This is a genomic window from Mesorhizobium sp. M1334 (assembly GCF_040317995.1).
Classification (GTDB): Bacteria; Pseudomonadota; Alphaproteobacteria; order Rhizobiales; family Rhizobiaceae; genus Mesorhizobium.
Map to the genome: position 1 here is coordinate 126,123 of NZ_JAMYLM010000008.1, position 14,470 is coordinate 140,592.

General features: G+C 62.0%; 14 protein-coding genes. 6 read left to right on the forward strand and 8 right to left on the reverse strand.

Annotated elements, in window-relative coordinates; all coding sequences use genetic code 11:
* Nucleotides 1-139 precede the first annotated feature (139 nt).
* The 5 genes from NKH17_RS16820 to NKH17_RS16840 all read left to right on the forward strand — a co-directional run bounded on the left by NKH17_RS16820 (nt 140) and on the right by NKH17_RS16840 (nt 6,014).
* Nucleotides 140-952, forward strand: coding sequence for a class I SAM-dependent methyltransferase (locus tag NKH17_RS16820; protein ID WP_352897679.1), 813 nt, complete (start codon nt 140-142; stop codon nt 950-952).
* A 570-nt stretch (nt 953-1,522) separates the two neighbouring features.
* Entirely contained in the window at nt 1,523-3,031 is a 1,509-nt protein-coding gene (locus NKH17_RS16825; RefSeq protein WP_352897681.1) for a tlde1 domain-containing protein, read from the forward strand.
* A gap of 361 nt (nt 3,032-3,392) precedes the next feature.
* Nucleotides 3,393-4,178, forward strand: coding sequence for a ThuA domain-containing protein (locus NKH17_RS16830; protein WP_352897683.1), 786 nt, complete (start codon nt 3,393-3,395; stop codon nt 4,176-4,178).
* A gap of 55 nt (nt 4,179-4,233) precedes the next feature.
* Complete coding sequence (locus NKH17_RS16835; RefSeq protein WP_352649654.1) at nt 4,234-5,292, forward strand: Gfo/Idh/MocA family protein; 1,059 nt, start codon at nt 4,234-4,236, stop codon at nt 5,290-5,292.
* Between the two features lie 299 nt (nt 5,293-5,591).
* Complete coding sequence (locus NKH17_RS16840; protein ID WP_352475654.1) at nt 5,592-6,014, forward strand: hypothetical protein; 423 nt, start codon at nt 5,592-5,594, stop codon at nt 6,012-6,014.
* Between the two features lie 143 nt (nt 6,015-6,157).
* Here the strand turns inward: NKH17_RS16840 and NKH17_RS16845 are convergent, their stop codons facing one another.
* The 6 genes from NKH17_RS16845 to NKH17_RS16870 all read right to left on the reverse strand — a co-directional run bounded on the left by NKH17_RS16845 (nt 6,158) and on the right by NKH17_RS16870 (nt 10,937).
* On the reverse strand, nt 6,158-6,886 hold the full coding sequence (locus NKH17_RS16845; RefSeq protein ID WP_352475653.1) for an amino acid ABC transporter ATP-binding protein: 729 nt from the start codon (nt 6,884-6,886) through the stop codon (nt 6,158-6,160).
* 29 nt (nt 6,887-6,915) lie between these two features.
* Nucleotides 6,916-7,590 (reverse strand): amino acid ABC transporter permease, encoded by a 675-nt coding sequence (locus NKH17_RS16850; protein ID WP_352897687.1) that lies wholly within the window; start codon nt 7,588-7,590, stop codon nt 6,916-6,918.
* A complete protein-coding gene (locus NKH17_RS16855; protein WP_352897689.1) occupies nt 7,587-8,258 on the reverse strand; it encodes an amino acid ABC transporter permease in 672 nt (223 codons plus the stop codon). The genes NKH17_RS16850 and NKH17_RS16855 overlap by 4 nt, the downstream gene beginning before the upstream one ends.
* 116 nt (nt 8,259-8,374) lie before the next feature.
* A complete protein-coding gene (locus tag NKH17_RS16860; RefSeq protein WP_023677252.1) occupies nt 8,375-9,163 on the reverse strand; it encodes an ABC transporter substrate-binding protein in 789 nt (262 codons plus the stop codon).
* Between the two features lie 110 nt (nt 9,164-9,273).
* On the reverse strand, nt 9,274-10,437 hold the full coding sequence (locus NKH17_RS16865) for a saccharopine dehydrogenase family protein (RefSeq protein ID WP_352897691.1): 1,164 nt from the start codon (nt 10,435-10,437) through the stop codon (nt 9,274-9,276).
* A complete protein-coding gene (locus tag NKH17_RS16870) occupies nt 10,434-10,937 on the reverse strand; it encodes an Lrp/AsnC family transcriptional regulator (protein ID WP_023677254.1) in 504 nt (167 codons plus the stop codon). The genes NKH17_RS16865 and NKH17_RS16870 overlap by 4 nt, the downstream gene beginning before the upstream one ends.
* A 385-nt stretch (nt 10,938-11,322) precedes the next feature.
* Here NKH17_RS16870 and NKH17_RS16875 point away from each other — a divergent pair, with 385 nt between their 5' ends.
* Nucleotides 11,323-12,177, forward strand: a complete 855-nt coding sequence (locus NKH17_RS16875; protein WP_352475648.1) for a hypothetical protein — start codon at nt 11,323-11,325, stop codon at nt 12,175-12,177.
* Between the two features lie 168 nt (nt 12,178-12,345).
* Here the strand turns inward: NKH17_RS16875 and NKH17_RS16880 are convergent, their stop codons facing one another.
* Nucleotides 12,346-13,389 carry an acyltransferase family protein gene (locus NKH17_RS16880; protein ID WP_352897694.1) on the reverse strand — a complete coding sequence of 348 codons (1,044 nt, stop codon included), beginning with the start codon at nt 13,387-13,389 and terminating at the stop codon, nt 12,346-12,348.
* 208 nt (nt 13,390-13,597) lie between these two features.
* Nucleotides 13,598-14,323: a 3-keto-5-aminohexanoate cleavage protein gene (locus NKH17_RS16885; protein ID WP_352649650.1), complete on the reverse strand. Its 726-nt coding sequence runs from the start codon at nt 14,321-14,323 to the stop codon at nt 13,598-13,600.
* Between the last annotated feature and the right edge of the window lie 147 nt (nt 14,324-14,470).

A 14,470-nucleotide genomic window follows, 5' to 3' on the forward strand; every position in this document is an offset into this window, starting at 1 on the left:
TATTAACACATATGCAGATAATTGCAGCACGGCGTTTCGGAGCTTCCGGGAGCGAACCGCCTCCCGGTCGAATGCGACCGAATAGCAAACAATTCCATGCTATGCTGACGAGCCATCAAACGGACGGCGGGGGATAGCAATGTTGGAAACGGACAAGGTATTCGCCGGCTCAATTCCGGAAAACTACGACCGCTATATGGTGCCGTTGATTTTCGAGCCGTTCGCCGCAGATCTTGCACGGCGAGCAGCGTCCTTGTCGCCAAGCGCCGTTCTGGAAACCGCCGCGGGCACCGGGGTTGTCACCCGCGCATTGGCGCCAAAACTGTCCGCCGATGCAAGCTATGTCGTAACCGACCTCAACCAGCCGATGCTCGACTACGCCGCTTCGCGGCAAGCTCCCGACGATCGCATCAAATGGCGTCAGGCTGATGCTCTGGCGCTACCGTTCGAAAATGCGGCCTTCGATCTCGTTTGTTGTCAGTTCGGCGCGATGTTCTTTCCCAACCGCTCATCTGCCTACCGCGAAGCCGGGCGAGTCCTGAAGCCCGGAGGACATTTTCTATTCAGCGTATGGGATCGCATCGAGGAGAACGTGTTTGCCGACGATGTGACGAATGCTCTGGCGAGGATTTTTCCGAACGATCCGCCGCGCTTTCTGGCACGCACGCCGCATGGCTACCACGATACGGCACTGATCCGTGGCGAGCTGGAGGACGCAGGTTTTTCCGGTGTGGTGATCGAGACGAGAGCCGAACAAAGCCGTGCCTCCTCGCCGCGCCTTCCGGCCGTTGCTTATTGCCAGGGCACTCTCCTTCGCAACGAAATCGAGGCCAGAGAGGCGGGGAAGCTGGACGCTGCAACCGACTATGCCGCAGCCGCCATTGCAGACAGGCATGGCAGCGGCAAGGTTGCTGCCAAAATTCAGGCTCACATAGTGGTGGCTGTGGTCTAGGTGTTGGATATCCCGCTCAGGCACTTGGCGACATTCAGCTGCTGCGCGGCAAACATCTTGCCGCTATCCCGAATTCTCAGACGGTAATCGTTCATTCGCCCGAGTGGCAGGTCGACAAGTGCCGGGTCGATAATCACCGGTCTGATCGATCGCCGGGGCTCGATGACGGCGGCTGCCGGCCGCAAGATTCTGGTCGGCCCGGCTTCACTTTCGCAGCCATGGCCGACTCCGCCCAGCTAGGTCTAGTCATTTCGCTTTCTTGACTCGGCCGACAAAAACGGGCAGCAAAGTCATCATTGGAGGGCAGTTTTGCCAATTATGCAGGTTTTGGAGGGCGTTTTTCGGTGTGGCCGTCGCCCAATCGGCGGTCGGTAGAGGGATTGGTTAACCAACTTTGTCCATCTTTTGAATCAATCGGCAACAGACGCGAAGCGTGCTGGGGGCACCAGGCGAACTGTGAATGTCACGGCTGCGAAATCCGCTAGCCGGCATCGGCCGATTGAGAGTGGTTGAATGGCGTTTGTAAGTGCGAAAACCCGGGGTGACAGTCCTGCAACTGGATTGACTTCGATGAGGCCCGGCCTGCGCTGGGTCGCGGTTCCGGCCGTCGGCGCAGCCATTGCTTTATGGTCGGCGGCGACCTTGGCCGGCCTTTATTCGATGGGAACCTCGCTCACCGCCGCTTCCAACGGTCTCCCGCAAAGCCTGCTCGCGCCGCGCACCATCGCGCTCGCCGATCCTCGCCGCAGCCTTGCAAAGGCGCAGGCCCCGACATGGGCCGCGACAAACGCAGCGCTGTCGGCCAAGCTGCTGCAGCACGGGTGCGATGCCAACTGCCTGCGGTCGGCGTCGAATTTCGTTCACCAGGGAAAATCGGCGCGTCTCAAGCGCAATACGGTGCCGCTCGTCGCCGATGCATCGCGGCAATCGAGCTTCGACGACGTGGTGGCCAAAGCAGGGCTGTCGCCGCAAAAGCTTGCCGCCGCCTTTGCCCGTGCCGGCTCACCCGTCATGCTCGCAAGCCTGCCGGCCGCCGCCCGGTTCGCCGAGCCGGTACGCATTCCCGACCCGAACGGCCCGGCATCGGTGCGCTTCGGGCCGGAGGTGGCGGAGATCGAACGCTCGTCGCGCCTGGCTCTGGCGCTGGCGAATACTTTGCCGGAGCAGATGATCGACGTGCTCCCGGCAGCCGTCGTGGCAAGCGAGCCGGCAGCTTCGCAAGAGCCGCAAGAGCCTGAGGTCCAACTGGCCTCGCTGCCGCCGCAGGACGACATGCCCGACAGCGTTCCGCTGCCGACGCTGCGTCCGCAGGCGGACATCGATGAGCCGGCGCCCCAGGCTCAAGCCTCGAAAGACCGGGCGCCAAAGGATCAGGCATCAAAGGCCCAGGCAGCAAAAACGGAGCCGCCCCAGAAATCCAGGGCCCAGGCATCCAGGGCGAGCAAGGTCCAGACGGCCGACGCTCCGCCGGTCGAGACGCTACCCGGCAGCCTGTCGCCGCGCAATTCGTCACAAGCGGCAGTGCCGGCGGTGTCGGGCAAGCCGGGCAAACGGTCGAAGACGCAGGGCGGCGACATGCTGGCCTATGCCAAGCCCGACTTGCCTTCCGGCGGACTCGGCGGAGCCTTCAGGAACCTGTTCACCACGCCCAACATGGGCAGCGGCGTCGCCGTCTACGACATCTCGGCCAAGACCGTCTATATGCCCGACGGCTCACGGCTGGAGGCACATTCGGGACTGGGCGCGATGGTCGACCAGCCGCGCTACGTTCACAAGAAGAATGTCGGTCCGACGCCGCCCGACACCTACAATCTGACGCTGCGGGAATCGCGCTTCCATGGCGTCGAGGCCCTGCGTCTCACCCCTGCCAGCGGCAGCAACAAATATGGCCGCGACGGCCTGCTCGCCCACACCTACATGCTGCGCGGCGGGCGCGCCGAATCCAATGGCTGCGTCGTCTTCAAGGACTATGCCCGCTTTCTCGCCGCCTACAAGAAGGGCAAGATCAAGCGGCTCGTCGTGGTGCCGCGCCTGTCGAAGCCGCTGACACGCGTCGCCCAAGAGGGCCGCGGCGCTTAGGGCGTTCGCGGTCCTTTACGGCTTCGTCATCCCAGGGCGGAGCGGACGCGAAGCGGAAGCGCAGACCCTGGGATCCATGCCGTTGCATCAGCCGAAGAATGCAACGATGCAGATTTAACGCCGTTCTGTCGCAATCCCTTTCACCTCTTATCCCTCTTGCATCGAGGTTCTGCACCGTCGCAGCGCATAGAAGTCACGGCATGGATCCCAGGGTCTTCGCGACGTCGCTTCGCTCCTGCTTCGCCCTGGGATGACGACGCTGGGGGACGTTTGGGCCAATCTCGAGGTTTTCATTCCCGGCCGAGGATATTATGACTGACCCGCAGGGGCGGCTCCAGCTTCAAACAATCACGAGGACATCATGACAATACGCGCTGTCGTCTGGGGCGAGAATATTCATGAGCGGACCAACGAGGTGGTCGCCGGCATCTATCCCGAGGGCATGCATGCGACGATCGCCAATGCGCTGAAGCTCGACCCGGAGATTTCGGTATCGTGGGCGACGCTGGAGCAGAAGGAGCATGGACTGCCGGCCGACCGTCTCGCCGAGACCGACGTCTTACTGTGGTGGGGACACAAGGACCATGGCGCCGTCGCCGACGAAGTGGTCGAGCGCGTGGCGCGCCGCGTCTGGGAAGGCATGGGGCTGATCGTTCTCCATTCCGGCCATTTCTCGAAGATCTTCAAGAAGCTGATGGGCACGCCGTGCACGCTGAAATGGCGCGAGGCGGGCGAGCGCGAACGGCTCTGGGTGACCAGCCCCAACCACCCGATCGCTGCCGGGATCGGCGAGTATTTCGAGCTCGAAAACGAGGAGATGTATGGCGAGCAGTTCGCCGTGCCGGAGCCGCTCGAGACCGTGTTCATCTCCTGGTTCCAGGGCGGCGAAGTGTTCCGGTCGGGGCTGACCTATCGCCGCGGCGCCGGCAACATCTTCTATTTCAGGCCCGGCCACGAGACGTATCCGACCTATCACGACGCCAACGTCCACAAGGTGCTGCGCAATGCGGTGAGATGGGCGCACAACCCCCAAGGCTCCAATCCGGCCATCCTCGATGCGCCGAACGTACCGGTGGAAAAGGCGCTCGAGCCGATCGTCGAGCGTGGCGGAAAACTTCATTCCGCCGGCGAAACCGGCTTCCGCTAGACGACAAATCCATTATCGAACAAGAAGATAAAGCCCTGTCCTAAGGATAAGAATCATGCGTCTGTTGATACTCGGTACGGGCTGGATGGCGGAGGAGCATGCCAGGCAGTTCGGCAAGATCGAGGGCGTCGAACTGATCGGCGCCGTCGATCTCGACCGTACGCGTGTCGACAAGTTTTCGGACATCTATGGCATCCCCAACCGCTTCGCGTCGCTGGACGAGGCGCTGGCATGGGGCAAGTTCGACGCGGTGGCGAACGTGACGCCCGATCGCATCCACCATCCGACCACCATGATGCTGATCGCGGCGGGCAAGCCGGTGCTTTGCGAAAAGCCGCTGGCCGAAAACTTCGAGAAGGCCAGTGAGATGGCCGATGCCGCCGAGCGAGCCGGCATCATCAACATGGTCAATCTGACCTATCGCAATGTCGCGCCGCTGCAGAGAGCGCGCGCCATGGTGCTGGCTGGCGAGATCGGCACGGTCAGGCATGTCGAGGCCTCCTATCTGCAGAGCTGGCTGGTATCCAAGTTCTGGGGCGACTGGCGCACCGATCCGAAATGGTTGTGGCGGCTGTCGCGCGGCCACGGCTCCAATGGCGTGCTGGGCGACGTCGGCATCCACATCCTCGATTTCGCCAGCTATGGCGCCGCACTCGACATCGACCATGTGTTCTGCCGCCTGCGGTCCTTCGACAAGGCGCCCGAAAACCGGATCGGCGAGTACGAGCTCGATGCCAACGACAGTTTCACCATGGCGCTGGATTTCAGCAATGGTGCTTTCGGTGTCGTTCATGCCAGCCGCTGGGCGACGGGCCATCTCAACGAACTCCGCCTGCGCATCTACGGCGACAAGGGTGGCATCGAAGTCGTGCACAATCTGACCAGCTCGGAGCTGAAAGCCTGCATCGGCGAAGATGTCGAGAACGCCAAATGGCAAGTTCTGGACGCCGGAACGGTGGCGACCAACTACCAGCGCTTTGTCGATGCCGTGCGCAACGGCGTTCAGGCCGAGCCGTCGTTTCGCCATGCCGCCGAATTGCAGAAGGTGCTCGACCTCGCCGTCGTCTCGGATGAGAAGAGGGCCGAATTGAGCACGCACGCGGATGCGCAATAGGCTTGGGTTCCTGCGCCGCAGGGCGAGGGAGAGGTGGCCGCAAAGCGGCCGGAGAGGGGTCTTTGGCAGCGAGGGCCTTCGCAAGAATGAAATGTCTTTGATGGCGGGACAAGGTCGCACGCAATGACATGGTCAGCGCAATTCCCCCTCTCCGTCTCGGCGGCCCGAGTGGTTTGTGAAACTCGCTAGCCGCGAGCGAGACTGAACTAACTCGGAAGGTCAGTTGACTCTTCGCCGCAACGGCCCATCGTTGATTGTTGGCCTACCTTTCCGACCAACTTTTGAACAGGGAGGAAACCATGGAAGCCGTCAATCGTAGATCCACAATTGCACTCGGTCTTACACTGGCCGCAACGCCTCTGATCGCTTGGGGGACACCAGCAGCTGCCCAGACTTACGGCCCCGATGAGGGCAAGGAGGTCTCACCCGGCGTCAGAGTTGTAGCGCTTGGTGAGCGCAAGTCGGTCATACCAGCCTATGCAACGGTGAAGCTGCGCGATGTTGTCATTCAGCCTGGAGCGAAGACGACTGACAACATGATGAAGAACGACATGCTCTGCCACATGACTGAGGGAGAACTTTCGGTCGTTCACAACAAACAAAAGTTCACAGTCAAGAAGGGCGATGTTTGGGCCTGCGCTAATGGCGCTACGACAGAAGGCACCCAGAACACGAGCAGTGCGGTCGCGATCATGCGGGTCATCGATTTGATGCCAGCATAAGGGAAGCGGCTGGTGGAAGTGCGGCAATGGCCGCCCTAAGAGGAAGCCCGGCGCGCATCTGTCGTATTAGGGAACGTCCAGCGAAGGGCCGCTTTCCATCCATCTCGGCCATCGACGACAGCCAGCTGAGTTGAGTTCGAACCCTAATGCCGCAGGATCTTGCTCAGGAAGGCGCGGCTGCGGTCCGTCTTCGGGTGCGAGAAGAACTCGTCCGGGGTGCCGCTCTCGACAATGGCGCCGGCGTCCATGAACACGACGCGCTGGGCGACCTTGCGGGCAAAGCCCATCTCGTGCGTCACCACCATCATGGTCATGCCTTCCTCGGCCACGGCGACCATGACGTCGAGCACTTCCGAGATCATCTCGGGGTCGAGCGCCGAGGTCGGCTCGTCGAACAGCATGATCTTGGGCCGCATGCCGAGGCAGCGCGCGATCGCCACGCGCTGCTGCTGGCCGCCTGAGAGTTGCGCCGGATAGGCATCGACCTTGTCGGCGAGGCCCACCTTGGCGAGCAGCTCGCGCCCGGCCTTCTCGGCCTCGGTGCGCGGGATCTTGCGGACATGGATCGGCGCCAGCGTGACGTTCTCGAGCGCCGTCTTGTGCGGATAGAGGTTGAACGACTGGAAGACGAAGCCGATCTCGGTGCGCAGCCGCGTCATGTTGGTGGCGGCGTCGCCGAGGCGCTGGCCGTCGACCGTCAGGTCGCCGTCGCGGATCGTCTCCAGGCCATTGATGCAGCGGATCAGGGTGCTCTTGCCCGAGCCGCTCGGGCCGCAGACGACGACCACTTCGCGCGGCTCGACGCTCAGCGTGATATCCCTGAGCACGTTGAGCTGGCCGAACCATTTGTTGACGCCGCGAAATTCGATCATGCCAGTGCCATTTTTGCTAAGGTTCGACATCACAACTGCACCTCGCCATGCGCCGCGCCCATGCGTTGCTCCAGCCGGCGGGCCAGCATGATCAGGGGGTAGCAGACGATGAAGTAACCGAGCCCGACGAGGAAGAAGACCAGCAGCCCATTGGGTACACGCTGCACCACCAGCCAGCCGACGCGGGTGAGGTCGGTCAGGCCGATGGCCGAGACGACCGAGGAATCCTTGATCAGCAGCACATATTGCCCGACCAGCGGCGGCAGCACGATGCGCATCGCCTGCGGCAGCACCACCTGGCGCATGCGCTGCCAGCGCGACAGGCCGGACGCCAGCGCCGCCTCGACCTGGCCGGTCGGCACCGAGCGGATGCCGGCGACGACGATCTCGCAGATGAAGCAGGCGGCCAGATTGGTCAGCGCGATGATGCCGGCGGTGAAGGCGTCGAGCTCGATGCCGAGTTCCGGCAGGATGAAGAAGATCAGGAAGATCTGCACCAGGAACGGTGTGCCGCGGATCAGATCGACCCAGGCGCCGATCGCGCCGCTGATCAGCCGGTTGCCGCCGGTGCGCAGGATGCCGAGGCCGAAGCCGAGCAGCGTGCCCAGCACCAGGCCGATCAGCGACAGCACCACGGTCATGCCGAGGCCGCGCAAGGCGAGGGGGTAGCTGCCGGCGATGCTTTGCAGCTGCTGCCAGATCATGTCCGTGCCCCCGCGAGGCCGAGCCAGCGCCCGGAGAGCGCCGCCAGCCCCTTCAGCCCGTAATAGAGCAGGAGGTAGAAGGCGGCGATGGTGATGAAACCTTCCGCCGGCATGAAGCGGTCGGAGGCGAGCAATTGTCCGGCGCGCGTCAGCTCGGCAACCGAGATCAGCGACAACAGGGCGGAATCCTTGACCAGCACGATCGCCTGGCCGAGCAGCGGCGGGATCGTCACCTTGAACGCCTGCGGCAGGATGACGAGACGCATGCGCTGGACATAGGTCATGCCCGAAGCGACGCCGGCCTCGACCTGGCCGCGCGGGATCGACAGGATGCCGGCACGGATGATCTCGGCGACATAGGCGCCGCTGTTCAGTGACAAAGCGAGGATGCCGACGACGAACTCGGGCAGGATAAAGCCGAGCCGCGGCAGGCCGAAATAGAGGAAATAAAGCTGCGCCAGCAAGGGCGTGGCGCGCACCGCGTCGATATAGGCCTTGGCCGGGACGCGGAACAGCCGGCCGCGCTGCAAATTCATCGCGGCGAGCACGATGCCGACGGCGAGCGCGCCGGCAAAGGACAGGACAGACAGCCACACGGTCGTGACGAGGCCCTGCCCGAACAGGGGCAGATATTCGACAATGGTGCGGAAGCTGAAGTTTTCGAGCATGGTGAGTGGGCAGTAGTGAGTAGGCAGTAGTGAGTAGTGAAGGTGTCCGGAATGCCATCAGCCACTCCATGCTCCCTAATTTCTACTCCCTACTCGCTACTCCCTACTCCTGTTCGTTAGTGGTCTTTCTTCCAGGCGTCGGAATTCACCCAGTAATCGAGGTTCTTCTGCAGGCGGCCGTCGAGGCTGACCTGATCGAGGAACAGGTTCATCCAGACCAGCAGGTCCTGCTCGTCATAGCGCGTGGCGAAGGCCAGCGGCTCCTTCGACAGCATATCCGGCATGATGGTGAAGCTGCCGGCTGGGTAAGCGGTCGACTGCCCCTTGACCGCCGAGACGTCGTTGACGCCGCAATCGGCCTGGCCGTTATTGACGGCGTCGAGCAGCAGCGGGCCGCCGCCCTTGTAGCTCTTGATGTCGGCATCGGGGAAGGCGGCCTTGGCTTCCTTCTCGCCGGTGGCGCCGAGCAGCACCGCGATCTTGGTGCCTTTGGCCTTGCAGTCCTCGGTGGACTTGAAGGCGGTCCCAGCCTTGGTGAAGACGGTGCTGCCCGTGTACATGTAAGGCTTGGTAAAGGCGACCTTCATGCCGCGCGCCAGCGTCGGCGTCATGTCGGCGACCAGAAGATCGGCCTTGCCCGACAGCAGCGCCGGGATCAGGCCGTCCCAGTCGAAGTCGAGGAAGGTGATCTTGACGCCCATTTCCTTGGCCATCAGTTCGGCGAGTTCGACCGAACTGCCGGTGCGTTCGCCGGCGGCACCCACCAGCGAAAAGGGCGGGCCTTGCGTCTGCACCGCAACGCGCAACTCACCGCGCTTGGTAATCTCGTCGAGGGTTCCGGCACTGGCGGCAGCGGTGAGGCCGGCGAGCGCAAGTCCGGCGATGAAAAGCTTGGCAATCTTCATTTGGGCATTCCTCCTTGTTGTCGTTTGTTGTTGCACTTGTTGTTTCACCCCATCGGGTGCTTTTTGAACGGCAGCGCCGTTGCCGGCGGCAACCACCGTTCGAAAATCCTTCAGTCCCAGCTCACCATTTCGGCAACCTTGATGCCGCGCCTGGCCAGCTCGTCGAGGAAGCGGCCATCGGGCACATGCAGCAGCGGGTTGAGCAGGCCGGGCGTGGCGATCTCACGCCGTGCCAGCATCTGCGCCACGATGCTGGCGGGATAGCCGACGCCAAGGCTCATGCCGAACAGGCCGGAGGCGAGGTCGCGTTCGATGACCAGCTCCGAGGTCACCGTCTTGCGGCGGCCGCCTTCGCTGCCGACAAAGACGTTGCGCATGACGCAAAGGTCCTTTTCGTCGGCGCCATATTGCAGTTGCGGGCCAAGCAGCCGGCCGAGGAATTCGCGTGGGCTGACACCGGTGCCGGATACCTTTTCCTCGGACAGGAAGCCGAGCTGCTTCAGCGGCGCCCAGAACGCCGACCAGCCAGGCCAGCGCAGCGAATATCGGCCGGAGCGCTGCAGCCCCTTTGCGGCGGCAAGCATGCCGGCATAATGCGGCGCGTCGCCATTGGGGAAGGCTTCCAGCCTGCCCAGCCCCGCCACCTCGATCTCGTGGATGAAGCGATTGTCGTGCTGGCGGGCGGCCGGCACATCGACCCGTTCGCCATTCTCGACCAGCACACTGTCGCGGTTCTGGCTGACCAGAACCATGTCGAAATTCCAGCTCACCTTGTAGCGCAGCGGCTCGACCACCGCTTTCGGCTCAGGAATGCCGCCGCAGTAGGAATCGATCGCGGTGATGGTGTCGAACTGGCTTGCGGCGCGCGCGTAGAGCACAAGGTCGATGCCGGGGTCGAGCCCGCATTCGGTGACGATCGAGACGCCGGCCTTTTCGGCCTCGGGCGCGAGATCCGCGATGGCCTTGCCGTAATTGGTGGTGACCAGCGGCGTGCGCGTCGCGATCGCCACCTGCACCGCCTCGCGCATCAGCGGTTGCGGCAACAGGTCGATGACCGCGTCGGCGTCCTTCATCACATCGGCCAATGCTGGGCCGATCGCACCCTCCGGCACGACGAAACGCACCCGGGCAAGGTCGGTCAGGCCGCCAAGCCGCGCAGCGCCGTCGGTTGCGGTGTCGACACAGACCACTTGCTCGACGCCGTCGCTGGCAACGAGGTCGGCGATCGCCGCCCGGCCTTGCAGGCCGAGGCCGCCGAGAACCGCGATCTTCATGCCATTTCCTTCCGCGTCTCGTCCGACCAGCAGCCTTCCGGCAGGCTGACCCATTTGTTGCAGGACGCCATGACGACGAAGGTCTCGCTGCGCACGACTTCGCCCGGCTCACCGGCGCCGGGGATCAGCTCGCTGGTGACGCGGTAGAGATCGGCGACATCGCCGGCCACGGTCACGTCGACGATGATGTCGAAGCGTCCGGTGACAACGGCGGCCGAGTTCACGAAAGGCAGTTCGGAGATGCGCTGCGCCAGTTCCCGGGCGCGGCCGCGTCCCTGCGCATTGATGCCGACGATCGCCGAGATCAGCTCGGGGCGTTCGGTGAGGTTGAGCAGCCCGACGATCTTGAGCAGGTTGCGGTCGAGCAGGTTGCGCAGCCGCATGCGCACCGTCGGCACCGAGATCGCCATCTTCTCGGCGAGGCGGTTGACGCCAAGCTGCGCATCCTGCGACAGCAGCTTGACCAGTCGCCGGTCGGTCTGATCGAGATGTTCCCGCAAACGCTCATGCTTTCATAAAGGGAAATAAACGGTCGGATTTTCTTTCGGATATGAAAATACCTTATGAGAGATTTTTAACAATGGCAAGAGCCACGCCGTCCGCGGTGCCCCTATGCCTGTCGGCAGTTTCGTCGAGGACGCCACATTTTGTTCTTGCTTTGTGCCGGCAGCTATGCTACTAATCTGGGTATGGTGCTAATTGGCTCCAAAGACCCGCCTCCCCGAGGCGGGTTTTTTGTTTTCCCATACCTTTGAAGGTTCAGCGCCGCCGGCTTGAGGTTGGCGGGACAGCGCCGTTCGGGACGCGCTGTGTTCAAGGGTGAAAGAAGCAAATGGCGCAAGAGGTGCCTGGAATCTCATGTTTAGAAAGGAACGGTAAATCGACATGAAGAAGATTTTTCATCTGTTGGTGCTCACGGCAATCTGCACCATTACCGCCGCCATGGCGCCAGTTGGCGCCGCATATGCCCAGAATGCGCCCTACTGGCGAGCGGACTGGGAGGAGGGGCCTTGCACCGGCGCCTCGTGCTACACCGACTGGTCTTTCGTTCAGGCGGAGGATTCCGCGCAAGCCGATCCCAGCCTGAACGCAATTGTCAGCGGCCTTGTCTCGACCGGCGCAGGGAATGTATCCTCGCACGGCGGCAACAGCTTCGGAAAGTTCGAAACGACGCTGGCCGCCATCAATGCCGGGAAGCCCCACTCCAAAGTCTACAAGGAGTGGCTCTTTGCAGGCGGCCTGGCCAAGAACGACGCTTTCGGACGTCCACTCCAGGCGGTGCCGCCGTCAGGGATCGATGGAACCTATGTCGCGTGGTTTTTCATTCCCTCCGATTACCAATACGCGGGAAACGGCTGGGCGAATATCTTCCAGTTCAAGGTGACCGAGCAATCGCCTTTCAAGCAGGACCCAACGTGGTGGGTCAACCTGACCGACAATTCGACTGACGATGTGGTGATGCTGCATGTGGAGAATGCAGCGGCCGGAGTGCATAATCCGGCTAACGATGTTCCCGCACCGAAAGGCCGCTGGTTTCAGCTGCGCGCGGATCTCTATGAAGGGGTATGCATCGATTGGTATCTGGACGGGGTGTTTTGGCAATCATCGTCAAACGCAACCTGGCCGGTCGGGCGGGATTCCGACGGATCAGGTACACCTCAGTCATTCGTGTTTGGCGTGGGTCACTATGGTGGAGTTGGCAAACTCTACACTGACGATGCCTACATGATTGCAAAGTAGCCACTGGCAAATTGCCGAAGTGCATAAAACAATAAGCTGCTTCGGGTCCAACCGGGCAGCTTTTTTTGCACTTTGAGCGCGTCGCGTTTGAACGGACCCTGGGACGCCCTTTAAGTCTTTGTTCTGTGCATGTCGTGTCGCAAAATCGTTGCGAGGCGCAGCCGCAACTCATGCCTTCACCTGATAGGCGGAGAGGCTCATCCGCGAAATGGCCAAAAGCGGCTTTTCAATAAAACTATAGCTGGCCAGGGAGACGGCAATGCAGGCGGCGACAAGAACCATGCCTGCAAGCCATGGTGATACATTGGCGCTTGCAACGACAGGAGCGGTCGCAAGCAGCACGATAGGATGCGTCAGATAGAGAGAATAGGAAGCATCGCCCAATGTTGCCAGCACGCGGGGCGCAAAAAGCCGGAAGTAGCTTTCCAGGCTGATGCAAGCCGCGACAAGGATCAACGCGGGGAGTCCCTGAGCAAGGGTTCGCGGCAAGTTGAAGCCAAGTACCATCACCAGCATGGACACGATGGCGAACACGAGCGCCGAGACACCCAGGACGGCAGGCAGACGCGCCAGTCTGCCGACCAGGTGGCCGAGCGCCATGCCGGCAAGGAACTCAAACAGGATTGGCGTGGTGTAGAAAAACAGCACAGTGTCGGCGGCGGGTTTGAAGACGATGCGCGCCGCTACGGCGATTGCAAAGACAACGCCGACCATGGCCATTTGCGTCAGCGTGCCGACACGCATAGTCGCCGCGAACAGAATGTAAAACAGGATTTCCAGATTGAGCGTCCAACCCACGCCAAGCACCGGTTGGACATAGCCTGTGACCGTATCGAGATAGGGTATGAAAAGCAGGCTATTGGTGATCTGCTCAAGAGACACTGCACGATCGGCAAACAACCAAAGTGCGGCGACCATGACGAAGGTCATAACCCAATAGAACGGAACGACGCGCGTGAACCGCTGCATCAAAAAAGCACGGTGGTCTGAGCGTCTGTTCTCCGTCGAGAGAACCATGACAAAACCACTGATGACGAAAAACAAGTCGACGCCACTGTTCAGAACGGGAATACGCAGGTCGAGCATGCCCAGTGCGCCCGGAAGATGATAGGTAACAACCATGAGGGCTGCCAGCCCCCGCAGGATCTGTATCGATGTATACTGTTGAATCCGGCGCGGCGCGGCGTGATCATTCTGCGGAATGATTTTCATAAAAATGGTCCCCGGTGCGGGAGAGCACTAACATACGGGGTCGTTGATGTGCTGATTAATTGCTGGTTTAATTAATATGTAAAGTTTTATATAGATTTTACTGAATGCTGCCACGCTTGAGTTCGCCGACTTAGACCTGCCTATTTGCCAAAACTTGCTATCTCCCCCCTGAAGAGGGGGATCGGCGGCCATCGACGCTTTCCCCGTGCTAACGACTGGTCTCGAAGATAGCGACGGCTGCCGCTGTCAGCGCAGCGTTACCGGGTGCTACTGTTCCATCAGGAAGCTCCTTGCCGTCTTCCAGTCCGACGCGCGTCGACCAACGGCGTTCCGCCGCCCGGTGCACGAAAGGCCAGACCGTGGCGTCGGCGCCGTGCAGCAGGATTGCCCGGCGCATTCCGGCGCCGTCGAGCACGGCGGCGATATCGTCGCTGATCTCAAGCGCAGCGTCCGGCTCCTGCTCGGAGATTTCGATCAGGATGCGCAGCACGCGTTTGCCATGGTCGAGGCTCACCAGGCGTTCGGCGTCGGCAACGGAGGCGAGCCCGGCCTCGATGCCAATGCCGCGCTGGCGCAGGCTTTCCATGACGGCGGGCGCTGCGTTCTCGCTGAGATTGACCGAGGCATAGTCGGGCAGCTCGCTCCAGGCGGCGATCGCGGCCAGCGTCCGCTGGTCGTCGTTCTCGATCCAGGCACCCGTCGACACGCCAATCAGCGTTCCCGGGCAGGCGCGGCGGAGCGCCAGCACGGTCGGGTCCATCGCGTCAGGCGCAAGGCTTTCGCGGCCATCGAGCCCGCGGGCATGAACATGCAGTTCGGCCGCACCTGCGGCCACGCAGGCCGCGCCGTCTCGCGCCATGGCTTCGGGATCAAGCGGCAGTCGGGGGTGGAAATCGGCGCTGCGCGCGCCATTGATGCAGGTCTGGACGATCATGGAGGTGGCGGTCCCGTTGAGTGGAACAAGTTTAGCCCATGACCACGAAATCGGAAATCGAATGACGTCCAGTCCCGCGAACCTCACCCGGCAAGAAACGGGTGGTCCGCGCGCGCCGTTTCACCCATCTCAATGACAGAGAAGCCA

Coding starts and splice junctions, on each gene's coding strand:
- NKH17_RS16855 (WP_352897689.1), bottom strand. CDS start 8,258: ATGCTCGAAAACTTCAGCTTCCGCACCATTGTCGAATATCTGCCCCTG.
- NKH17_RS16835 (WP_352649654.1), top strand. CDS start 4,234: ATGCGTCTGTTGATACTCGGTACGGGCTGGATGGCGGAGGAGCATGCC.
- NKH17_RS16820 (WP_352897679.1), top strand. CDS start 140: ATGTTGGAAACGGACAAGGTATTCGCCGGCTCAATTCCGGAAAACTAC.
- NKH17_RS16830 (WP_352897683.1), top strand. CDS start 3,393: ATGACAATACGCGCTGTCGTCTGGGGCGAGAATATTCATGAGCGGACC.
- NKH17_RS16860 (WP_023677252.1), bottom strand. CDS start 9,163: ATGAAGATTGCCAAGCTTTTCATCGCCGGACTTGCGCTCGCCGGCCTC.
- NKH17_RS16865 (WP_352897691.1), bottom strand. CDS start 10,437: ATGAAGATCGCGGTTCTCGGCGGCCTCGGCCTGCAAGGCCGGGCGGCG.
- NKH17_RS16885 (WP_352649650.1), bottom strand. CDS start 14,323: ATGATCGTCCAGACCTGCATCAATGGCGCGCGCAGCGCCGATTTCCAC.
- NKH17_RS16850 (WP_352897687.1), bottom strand. CDS start 7,590: ATGATCTGGCAGCAGCTGCAAAGCATCGCCGGCAGCTACCCCCTCGCC.
- NKH17_RS16840 (WP_352475654.1), top strand. CDS start 5,592: ATGGAAGCCGTCAATCGTAGATCCACAATTGCACTCGGTCTTACACTG.
- NKH17_RS16825 (WP_352897681.1), top strand. CDS start 1,523: ATGAGGCCCGGCCTGCGCTGGGTCGCGGTTCCGGCCGTCGGCGCAGCC.
- NKH17_RS16875 (WP_352475648.1), top strand. CDS start 11,323: ATGAAGAAGATTTTTCATCTGTTGGTGCTCACGGCAATCTGCACCATT.
- NKH17_RS16880 (WP_352897694.1), bottom strand. CDS start 13,389: ATGAAAATCATTCCGCAGAATGATCACGCCGCGCCGCGCCGGATTCAA.
- NKH17_RS16845 (WP_352475653.1), bottom strand. CDS start 6,886: ATGATCGAATTTCGCGGCGTCAACAAATGGTTCGGCCAGCTCAACGTG.